The 9,402-nt window shown below is 47.1% G+C and carries 20 protein-coding genes; all 20 read left to right on the forward strand.

Features of this window, described 5'->3' with window-relative positions:
• A partial coding sequence (gene rplB, locus WKK33_RS00815) for a 50S ribosomal protein L2 (RefSeq protein WP_337932057.1) occupies positions 1–780 on the forward strand: 780 nt, incomplete at its 5' end.
• Positions 781–800: 20 nt separating this feature from the next.
• Positions 801–1,070, forward strand: coding sequence for a 30S ribosomal protein S19 (rpsS, locus tag WKK33_RS00820; protein ID WP_215760045.1), 270 nt, complete (start codon positions 801–803; stop codon positions 1,068–1,070).
• Positions 1,071–1,101: 31 nt separating this feature from the next.
• Positions 1,102–1,506, forward strand: a complete 405-nt coding sequence (gene rplV, locus WKK33_RS00825; protein ID WP_215760046.1) for a 50S ribosomal protein L22 — start codon at positions 1,102–1,104, stop codon at positions 1,504–1,506.
• Between the two features lie 8 nt (positions 1,507–1,514).
• On the forward strand, positions 1,515–2,243 hold the full coding sequence (gene rpsC / locus WKK33_RS00830; protein WP_337932059.1) for a 30S ribosomal protein S3: 729 nt from the start codon (positions 1,515–1,517) through the stop codon (positions 2,241–2,243).
• An 11-nt stretch (positions 2,244–2,254) separates the two neighbouring features.
• Positions 2,255–2,683 carry a 50S ribosomal protein L16 gene (gene rplP / locus WKK33_RS00835; protein WP_215760048.1) on the forward strand — a complete coding sequence of 143 codons (429 nt, stop codon included), beginning with the start codon at positions 2,255–2,257 and terminating at the stop codon, positions 2,681–2,683.
• Positions 2,684–2,685: 2 nt separating this feature from the next.
• Entirely contained in the window at positions 2,686–2,880 is a 195-nt protein-coding gene (rpmC, locus tag WKK33_RS00840; RefSeq protein WP_215760049.1) for a 50S ribosomal protein L29, read from the forward strand.
• 11 nt (positions 2,881–2,891) lie between these two features.
• Positions 2,892–3,149: a 30S ribosomal protein S17 gene (rpsQ, locus tag WKK33_RS00845; protein ID WP_215760050.1), complete on the forward strand. Its 258-nt coding sequence runs from the start codon at positions 2,892–2,894 to the stop codon at positions 3,147–3,149.
• A gap of 2 nt (positions 3,150–3,151) precedes the next feature.
• Complete coding sequence (rplN, locus tag WKK33_RS00850; protein WP_215760051.1) at positions 3,152–3,517, forward strand: 50S ribosomal protein L14; 366 nt, start codon at positions 3,152–3,154, stop codon at positions 3,515–3,517.
• 21 nt (positions 3,518–3,538) lie between these two features.
• Positions 3,539–3,856, forward strand: coding sequence for a 50S ribosomal protein L24 (gene rplX / locus WKK33_RS00855; RefSeq protein WP_215760052.1), 318 nt, complete (start codon positions 3,539–3,541; stop codon positions 3,854–3,856).
• Entirely contained in the window at positions 3,856–4,410 is a 555-nt protein-coding gene (rplE, locus tag WKK33_RS00860; RefSeq protein ID WP_215760053.1) for a 50S ribosomal protein L5, read from the forward strand. Before rplX ends, rplE begins: the two co-directional genes overlap by 1 nt.
• Before the next feature lie 6 nt (positions 4,411–4,416).
• On the forward strand, positions 4,417–4,719 hold the full coding sequence (gene rpsN / locus WKK33_RS00865; protein WP_215760054.1) for a 30S ribosomal protein S14: 303 nt from the start codon (positions 4,417–4,419) through the stop codon (positions 4,717–4,719).
• A 147-nt stretch (positions 4,720–4,866) separates the two neighbouring features.
• Positions 4,867–5,262: a 30S ribosomal protein S8 gene (gene rpsH / locus WKK33_RS00870; protein WP_215760055.1), complete on the forward strand. Its 396-nt coding sequence runs from the start codon at positions 4,867–4,869 to the stop codon at positions 5,260–5,262.
• Between the two features lie 18 nt (positions 5,263–5,280).
• Complete coding sequence (gene rplF / locus WKK33_RS00875; RefSeq protein WP_215760056.1) at positions 5,281–5,853, forward strand: 50S ribosomal protein L6; 573 nt, start codon at positions 5,281–5,283, stop codon at positions 5,851–5,853.
• Positions 5,854–5,874: 21 nt separating this feature from the next.
• A complete protein-coding gene (gene rplR, locus WKK33_RS00880) occupies positions 5,875–6,219 on the forward strand; it encodes a 50S ribosomal protein L18 (protein WP_337932062.1) in 345 nt (114 codons plus the stop codon).
• Positions 6,220–6,224: 5 nt separating this feature from the next.
• On the forward strand, positions 6,225–6,737 hold the full coding sequence (gene rpsE, locus WKK33_RS00885) for a 30S ribosomal protein S5 (protein WP_215760058.1): 513 nt from the start codon (positions 6,225–6,227) through the stop codon (positions 6,735–6,737).
• A 17-nt stretch (positions 6,738–6,754) separates the two neighbouring features.
• Positions 6,755–6,931, forward strand: a complete 177-nt coding sequence (gene rpmD, locus WKK33_RS00890; protein WP_337932064.1) for a 50S ribosomal protein L30 — start codon at positions 6,755–6,757, stop codon at positions 6,929–6,931.
• A gap of 25 nt (positions 6,932–6,956) precedes the next feature.
• Entirely contained in the window at positions 6,957–7,403 is a 447-nt protein-coding gene (gene rplO / locus WKK33_RS00895) for a 50S ribosomal protein L15 (protein ID WP_215760060.1), read from the forward strand.
• Between the two features lie 2 nt (positions 7,404–7,405).
• On the forward strand, positions 7,406–8,746 hold the full coding sequence (gene secY / locus WKK33_RS00900; RefSeq protein ID WP_215760061.1) for a preprotein translocase subunit SecY: 1,341 nt from the start codon (positions 7,406–7,408) through the stop codon (positions 8,744–8,746).
• 141 nt (positions 8,747–8,887) lie between these two features.
• Positions 8,888–9,106, forward strand: coding sequence for a translation initiation factor IF-1 (gene infA / locus WKK33_RS00905; RefSeq protein WP_215760062.1), 219 nt, complete (start codon positions 8,888–8,890; stop codon positions 9,104–9,106).
• Positions 9,107–9,126: 20 nt separating this feature from the next.
• Positions 9,127–9,243, forward strand: a complete 117-nt coding sequence (rpmJ, locus tag WKK33_RS00910) for a 50S ribosomal protein L36 (RefSeq protein ID WP_081475822.1) — start codon at positions 9,127–9,129, stop codon at positions 9,241–9,243.
• The last annotated feature ends 159 nt before the right edge of the window (positions 9,244–9,402 follow it).

Genomic DNA, 9,402 nt, shown 5'->3' on the forward strand with positions numbered 1-9,402 from the left:
GTTATTGGCACGTTCGAGGAGATTACTGCATCCGTGCCAGAGAAGTCTCTCGTTTACGGTAAGCGTTCAACCGGCGGTCGAAACAACACCGGTAAGATGACCATGCGCTACTTGGGCGGTGGCCACAAGAAGAAGTATCGTTTGGTCGACTTCAAGCGAGAGAAAGATGGTGTTCCTGCTGTAGTGAAGACAATCGAGTACGATCCTAACAGATCAGCTCGCATTGCACTTCTGTTCTATGCAGATGGTGAGAAACGTTACATCATTGCTCCCAATGGACTCAAGGTGGGCGCTACAGTGCTCTCAGGCGCAGAGGCTGCTCCTGAGGTGGGAAATGCTCTCCCCCTCGCAAAAATCCCCGTGGGTACCGTGATTCACAACATTGAGTTGCGTCCCGGTCAGGGTGCTTTGCTCGTTCGTTCGGCTGGTAACTTCGCTCAGTTGACTTCTCGTGATGGTGACTATTGTGTCATCAAGCTCCCCTCAGGTGAGACACGTTTGATCCTCTCAACGTGTAAGGCTACTGTAGGTAGCGTAGGTAACTCAGACCACGCCCTTGAGCAGTCTGGTAAGGCAGGTCGCTCACGTTGGCTCGGACGTCGTCCTCACAACCGCGGTGTCGTTATGAACCCTGTGGATCACCCCATGGGTGGTGGTGAAGGCCGTCAGTCTGGTGGACACCCACGTTCTCGTAAGGGTCTCTACGCTAAGGGTCTTAAGACACGTCGTCCTAAGAAGCTTTCGAACAAGTACATCATCGAGAGAGCTAACAAGAAGTAAAAAGTAAATTACAGTAAGTTATGAGTCGTTCACTTAAAAAAGGTCCGTACATTAACGTTTCTCTCGAGAAGAAGGTTCTCGCAATGAACGAGAGCGGTAAGAAGAGTGTCGTGAAGACATGGGCCAGAGCATCAATGATCTCCCCCGATTTCGTGGGACACACTGTTGCAGTTCACAACGGAAACAAATTTATCCCTGTTTACATTACTGAGAATATGGTCGGTCATAAGCTGGGCGAGTTTGCACAGACACGCCGTTTTGGTGGCCATTCCGGTAACAACAAGAAGTAATCGGGAAAAACCATTTTAATAAGTATTATCAATGGGAGCAAGAAAACATATCGCGGCTGAGAAAATTAAGGAAGCCCGCAAAAATCTGTACTTCGCTAAGCTCAACGGAGTCCCCTCATCTCCACGCAAGATGCGTTATGTCGTTGACATGATCCGTGGAATGGAGGTAAACCGCGCACTCGGTGTGCTGAGATTCTCGAAGAAGCACGCTGCTGCTGACGTCGAGAAGCTGTTGCGCTCAGCTATCGCTAACTGGGAAACCAAGAACGATCGCAAGGCTGAGGACGGAGAACTCTATATCAGTAAGGTCTTCGTTGACGAAGGTGTTACAATGAAACGCATGAGACCAGCACCGCAGGGTCGTGGCTATCGCATCCGTAAGCGCAGCAACCACGTAACGCTGTTTGTTGATTCCAAAACTAACGACGATAAATAATTGACAGAATGGGACAGAAAGTTAATCCAATAAGCAACCGTCTGGGTATTATCCGTGGTTGGGACTCAAATTGGTTTGGTGGCAAAGACTTCGGAGACAACCTTGTTGAGGATCAGAAGATCCGCAAATATCTGAACAAGCGTTTGGAGAAGGCAAGTGTTTCGCGTATCGTCATCGAGCGTACACTCAAGCTCGTCACCCTTACTATTTGCACCGCTCGTCCGGGTATCGTCATTGGTAAGGGTGGTCAGGATGTTGACAAACTCAAGGAGGAGCTCAAGAAGCTCTACAAGAAGGACATCCAGATCAATATCTTCGAGGTTAAGAAGCCTGAGCTCGACGCTACTATCGTAGGTAAGAATATCGCAAGCCAGATTGAGCACATGATTGCTTATCGTCGCGCTATCAAGATGGCTATCCAGAACACTATGCGTGCTGGTGCCGAGGGTATCAAGGTGCAGATCTCTGGCCGTTTGAACGGTGCTGAAATCGCACGTAAGGAAATGTACAAAGAGGGACGTACTCCTCTGCACACATTCCGCGCTGATATCGACTACTGCCAGGCTGAGGCTCTGACTAAGGTGGGTCTCCTTGGTATCAAGGTGTGGATCTGCCGCGGTGAGGTATATGGCAAGCGTGATCTGCAGCCTAACTTCACTCAGGAGAAGCAGAATGGTGGTCGCTCTAATGACCGTCGTCCCCGCGGTGGCCGTAGAAGAAACAACAATAATCGTTAAAAGAAGCTACAATGTTACAGCCAAAAAGAGTAAAATATAGAAGACCTCAAGACGGACGTGGTAACAAGGGCAATGCCCACAGAGGCACTACACTGGCCTTTGGCTCGTTCGGTATCAAGACACTTGAGGCCATATGGCTTGACAGCCGCCAGATTGAAGCGGCACGTGTCGCCGTTAACCGTTATATGAACCGTGAGGGTCAAGTCTGGATCCGCATTTTCCCGGACAAACCTATCACTCGCAAGCCTGCCGACGTCCGAATGGGTAAAGGTAAGGGTGACCCCGCAGGATGGGTCGCTCCTGTAACTCCGGGTCGCATCCTCTTCGAGGTAGAGGGCGTGAGTTTCGATATCGCTAAGGAGGCTCTTCGCCTCGCTGCGCAGAAACTCCCTGTGAAGACTAAGTTTGTGGTAAGACGTGATTACGATAAAAACGCTTAATTATGAAGATTAAAGAAATTACAGAACTCGCCGACAAGGACTTGCGCGAGAAGCTGGAGCAGGCTGAGGAAGCTTTGAAAAACACAAAGCTCAATCATCAGGTCTCTCCGCTCGAGAATCCATCACTGATTAAGGCTGCACGTCGCGACATCGCACGTATGAAAACGGTGCTCCGTCAGAGAGAACTTAACAAATAATAATGGTCCAGATGGAAACAAGAAATTTAAGAAAAGTTAGACAGGGTGTCGTTATTAGCGACAAGATGGATAAAACCATTGTTATTGCTGCTAAGTTCAAGGAGATGCACCCCATTTATGGTAAGTTCGTTCAGAAGACGAAGAAATACCACGCACATGACGAGAAGAATGAGGCGCACAAGGGTGACACCGTGCAGATCATGGAGACTCGTCCTCTTTCGAAGACAAAGAGATGGAGATTAGTACAAATCGTTGAAAAAGCTAAGTAATTATGATACAGCAGGAATCAAGACTTACAGTTTGTGATAACAGCGGCGCACGTGAGGCTAAGTGCATTCGTGTACTCGGTGGTACTCGCCGTCGTTACGCCAGTGTTGGTGATGTGATCGTAGTTGCTGTTCAGAATGTCATCCCTTCAAGCGACTTGAAGAAGGGTGCCGTCTCGAAGGCTTTGATCGTACGCACCAAAAAGGAAATCCGTCGCGCTGACGGTTCGTATATCCGTTTCGACGATAACGCATGTGTGTTGCTCAACAACGCAGGCGAGTTGCGCGGTAGCCGTATCTTCGGCCCCGTTGCTCGTGAGTTGCGCGCCGTCAACATGAAGGTTGTCTCTTTGGCACCTGAGGTTCTTTAATCATATAACACATTTACAGTAATGAGTAAGTTACACATTAGAAAAGATGATACCGTTATGGTGCTTGCCGGACAGGACAAGGGCAAAACGGGTAAGGTGCTCAAAGTGCTGGTCAAAGAGAACCGTGCCATCGTTGAGGGTGTCAACATGGTCTCAAAGAGCACCAAGCCTTCAGCAAAGAACCCTCAGGGTGGTATCGTGAAGCAGGAGGCAGCTATTCATATCTCAAATTTGAGCCTTATTGATCCTAAGAGCGGAAAGGCTACACGTGTTCGCATCGAGCACGAGGGCAAGAACGTGAAGAGAATCGCTAAAAAGTCAGGGGAGGAGATTAAGTAATGGATACAGCACAGTATAAGAAACACTACAAAGAGGTGATCGCTCCTGCTCTGCAGAAGCAGTTCAACTATTCTTCAGCAATGCAGATCCCTGTCTTGAAGAAGATCGTTATCAACCAGGGTCTCGGTGATGCTACACAGGACAAGAAGATTGTCGACGTTGCTATCAACGAGATCACAACAATCACCGGTCAGAAGGCAGTTGCTACATATTCTAAGAAGGATATCGCTAACTTCAAGCTTCGTAAGAAGATGCCTATCGGAGTGATGGTTACTTTGCGTCGTGAGCGTATGTACGAGTTCCTCGAGAAGTTGATCCGTATCGCTCTGCCTCGTATCCGCGACTTCAAGGGTATCAACAGCAAGTTTGATGGCCGTGGCAACTATACGCTCGGTGTTACTGAGCAGATCATCTTCCCCGAGATCAACATCGACCAGGTGGATCGCCTGCAGGGTATGAATATCACATTCGTTACCTCAGCTGCCACCGACGAGGAGGGTTACGCGTTGCTCAAGGCTTTCGGTCTTCCTTTCAAGAATGCTAATAACGATTAATAGAATATGGCAAAAGAATCAATGAAGGCACGCGAAGTGAAGCGTGCAAAGCTGGTTGCCCGTTACGCTGAAAAGCGCGCTGCTTTGAAGAAAATCATTGCTACGGCTACCGATCCTGCCGAAGCCTATGAGGCTGCACGCAAGCTTCAGGCCATCCCTAAGAATGCTAACCCCATTCGTCTGCATAACCGTTGCAAGATCACCGGTCGTCCGAAGGGTTTCATTCGCCAGTTTGGTTTGTCACGTATTCAGTTCCGCGAGATGGCCTCTCAGGGCCTTATCCCCGGTGTGAAGAAGGCAAGTTGGTAAACAAAGGGTGGCTACAGTTTTTAATGTATCAGTAAAATGAGTTGGACAGTTCCGTCGTGGGACGCGGAACTGGCCACATTGAAAACTTGCTAGATTATTTATTTAATATTGTCGGGAAAGGCCCGATTAATTAAACATTTTATATTTATGACAGATCCAATAGCAGATTATCTGACAAGACTCAGAAATGCCATCATGGCTCATCACCGTGTGGTTGAGGTTCCTGCGTCTAATTTGAAGAAATCTATCACTAAGATTCTCTTCGAAAAGGGTTACATTCTTAACTACAAGTTCATTGAGGATGGTCCTCAGGGTACTATCAAGGTTGCTCTGAAGTACAACCCCGAGACGAAGAAGAATGCAATCAAGAGTCTGAAGAGAGTGTCTACACCTGGTTTGCGCCGCTACACAGGTTACAAGGACATGCCGAGAGTTATTAACGGATTGGGAATCGCAATTCTTTCCACATCCAAGGGTGTTATGACTGACAAAGAGGCTGCTGAGCTCAAGATCGGTGGCGAGGTTCTTTGCTACGTTTATTAATTAATTGGAGGATTAGAAATGTCAAGAATTGGTAATTTGCCCATCGCTATCCCGTCAGGTGTTACTGTTAACTTCGACGAGAAGCAGAACGTTGTAACTGTTAAGGGTCCTAAGGGTGAGCTTTCTCAGTATGTAGATCCTTCTATCAAGTACACAAATGCTGATGGTCACATCACATTCGTGGTAGACGAGAACAGTCCTGTCAACTACAAGCAGAAGCATGCTTTCCATGGCCTTTATCGTTCACTCGTCCACAATATGATTGTTGGCGTAAGCGAAGGCTTTAAGAAGGAGCTTGAGCTGGTCGGTGTGGGTTATCGTGTGTCTAACACTGGTAACTTGATCGAGTTCTCTCTCGGTTACACTCACCCCATCTTCTTGGAACTTCCTAAGGAGGTTAAGGTTGAGACTAAGTCTGAGAGAAACCAGAACCCGCTGATCACTCTTGAGTCTTGCGATAAGCAGTTGCTTGGTCTCATCTGCGCTAAAATTCGTTCTTTCCGCAAGCCTGAGCCTTATAAGGGTAAGGGTATCCTGTTCAAGGGTGAGGTTATTCGTAGAAAGTCTGGTAAGACTGCAGCAGCTAAGTAATTTTAATTAGGATTTACGATTATGACAATCAAAAAAGTTGAAAGACGAATTAAGATAAAGTTCCGCATCCGCAAGAAGGTTAACGGAACGGCTGAGCGTCCTCGTCTTAGCGTTTTCCGCTCGAACAAGCAGATTTATGCTCAGGTGATTAACGATATCGACGGCAAGACATTGGCTTCTGCCTCTTCTCTGGGACTTGAGAAACTCGCAAAGATTGAGCAGGCCAAGAAGGTCGGTGCCCTCTTAGCTGAGATGGCAAAGGCTGCTGGTGTTGAGTCAGTTGTTTTCGACCGTAATGGCTACCTCTACCATGGCCGTGTTCAGGCTTTGGCTGAAGGTGCTCGTGAGGGAGGTCTTAATTTCTAACAATTATGGCAATGAATAGAGTAAAAGTAAATAGTGACGCAGAGTTAAAAGATCGTCTGGTGGCCATCAACCGTGTGACGAAGGTTACAAAGGGTGGTCGCACTTTCACATTCGCTGCCATCGTTGTGGTTGGTGATGGTAAGGGTGTTATCGGCTATGGCCTCGGCAAAGCTGGTGAGGTTACCGCTGCTATCGCCAAGGGAACTGAGGCTGCTAAGAAGAATCTCGTGAAGGTTCCCGTGCTCAAGGGTACAGTTCCTCATGAGGTAGAGGTTAAGTTTGGTGGTGCACAGGTCCTCCTGAAGCCCGCTGCTGCCGGTACTGGTTTGAAGGCTGGTGGTGCTATGCGTGCTGTTCTCGAGAGCGCTGGTGTGACTGACGTCATCGCTAAGTCTAAGGGTTCTTCTAACGCCCACAACCTGGTGAAGGCAACTATCCTCGGTCTCTCTCAGATGCGTGATGCTTATCAGATCGCTGGTGAGCGTGGTGTTTCTATGGACAAGGTGTTTAACGGTTAATTTGGAGATACAATACAATGGCAACTATTAAAGTAAAGCAGATTAAGAGCCGTATCGGTGCTCCTATTGATCAGAAGAGTACACTTCAGGCACTGGGTCTTCGTAAGATCTCTCAGGTTGTTGAGGTGGAGGACGCTCCCAGCATGCGTGGAATGATCCGCAAGGTTCATCACCTCGTTGAGGTTGTTAAGTAATTAATGTTTTAAATTCAGACGAATTATGAAATTATCTAATTTGAAACCAGCTGCGGGTTCTACACATTCTCGTCGTCGTATCGGTCGTGGTCCAGGTTCTGGCCTGGGTGGCACTTCTACACGCGGTCACAAGGGTGCTAAGTCTCGTTCTGGTTATAAGAGAAAGATCGGATTTGAAGGTGGCCAGATGCCTCTGCAGCGTCGTGTACCGAAGGGCGGCTTCAAGAATATTAACCATAAGGAGTATTTCCCGATTAACCTTTCTGCTCTCCAGAAGCTAGCTGAGGAGAAGAACCTCGCTAAGATCGGCCTTGCCGAGTTGGTGGAGGCCGGTTTGACCAACGGCAAGAAGCTTGTGAAGATTCTTGGCGAAGGCGAACTGAAGGCTAAGGTTGACGTGGAGGCTCATGCCTTCTCTAAGACAGCTGAAGAGGCTATCAAGGCCGTAGGTGGTAACGCAACTAAAATTTAACGATGAAAAAGCTAATTGAGACACTAAAGAACTGTTGGAAGATTGAGGATTTGCGTCAGCGTCTTCTCATCACTCTTCTGTTTACGGCTATCTACCGTTTTGGTTCATTCGTAGTATTGCCTGGTATCGACCCGGCTAAACTTGGCCAATTACAGTCGCAAACTCGCGGTGGCTTGATGTCATTGCTCGACATGTTCTCTGGTGGTGCATTTTCCAATGCGTCAATCTTCGCACTTGGAATTATGCCTTATATCTCAGCTTCTATCGTTATGCAGCTGCTCGCTGTTGCTGTGCCTTATTTCCAAAAGATGCAGCGTGAGGGAGAGAGTGGCCGTAAAAGGATACAATGGTATACTCGTGTGCTTACAGTGGGAATCCTGTTCTTGCAGGCACCGAGTTACCTGTTGAACCTCCAGTCGCAGGCAAGTTCTTCACTTGCCAGCGGCATTTCATGGAGTGTTTTCATCATTCCGGCTACAATCATTCTCGCAGCAGGTAGCATGTTCATACTTTGGCTTGGTGAACGTATCACTGACAAAGGTGTTGGAAATGGTATCTCTCTGATCATCATGATCGGTATTATTGCCCGTCTGCCTCAGGCTTTCATGCAGGAGGTTGGATCGCGTTTCACCGCTATCTCAAGTGGTGGATTGGTGATGTTCATTGTTGAAATCCTTATCCTTTACGCAGTTGTTTGTGCAGCCATTCTTTTGGTTCAGGGAACTCGTAAAGTGCCCGTTCAGTATGCTAAGCGCCTTGTGGGTAACAAGCAGTATGGTGGTGCCCGCCAGTACATTCCTTTGAAGTTGTTCGCTGCCAATGTGATGCCGATCATCTTTGCTCAGGCTTTGATGTTCATTCCTTTGGCTTTGGTACGCTATCAGAGTGACAATGCCAGCTGGGTCGTCCAGAACCTGCTTAACACCAAGAGTCTTCTGTATAACTCGGTTTATGTGATTTTGATCATCGCATTTACCTATTTCTATACAGCCATCACTCTCAACCCCACACAAATGGCCGAGGATATGAAGCGCAATAATGGTTTCATCCCAGGCGTTAAGCCCGGACATGACACGGCTGAGTATATTGACACTGTCATGACTCGCATTACCCTGCCGGGTTCGCTTTTCATAGCGTTCATTGCCGTCATGCCTGCTCTTGCTGGTCTCCTCAACGTTCAGGATGCATTCTCTCAGTTCTTTGGTGGTACCTCGCTTCTCATTTCTGTAGGTGTTGTTATTGACACGCTTCAGCAGATTGAGAGTTACATGTTGATGCGCCACTATGATGGATTGTTGAACTCAGGACACACCCGCAAGGCTGGTGCTGTCAGTGCTTATTAATCCTATCTTTGATTAGAGTGTATTTTCTTGATACGATTAGGATACAATAGGACATTACAGGGTTGGTGGCTTCCGCCACTCAACCTTGTATGTCTGTTTTGTGTGTTGATAGAATCGCAGTTTTGAAATTCATTATAGATTATGTCTAAGCAATCCTCTATAGAACAGGACGGAACCGTGATCGAGAGTCTCGGCAACGCTATGTTTCGTGTGGAACTTGAGAACGGAGTCAAGATCATCGCAAGCATCTCTGGTAAGATGCGTTTGCATTACATCAAGATTCTTCCTGGAGACAAAGTGAAAGTTGCAATGAGTCCTTACGACTTGACTAAGGGTCGTATTGAGTTCAGATACAAATAATTTTTAAATATCATTTTGATATGAAGACAAGAACATCTTTAAAGAAGCGCACCGCCGACTGTAAGATCGTACGTCGTAAAGGTCGGTTGTTCGTCATCAACAAGAAGAACCCTAAGTTCAAATTGCGTCAGGGTTAATGTTAAAAAAATGCAATTGTGCTGATATCTCGCAAATTATGAGTACTTTTGCATGCTTTTTAGCAAAGAATGACATTTAGTATTATTATTTTTTTATTTAATTATCAATGGCAATAAGAATTGTTGGAGTAGATTTGCCCCAGAACAAGCGTGGCGAAA

It is taken from the genome of Hallella sp. (assembly GCF_037460745.1).
In the GTDB taxonomy this organism is placed as follows: domain Bacteria; phylum Bacteroidota; class Bacteroidia; order Bacteroidales; family Bacteroidaceae; genus Prevotella; species Prevotella faecis.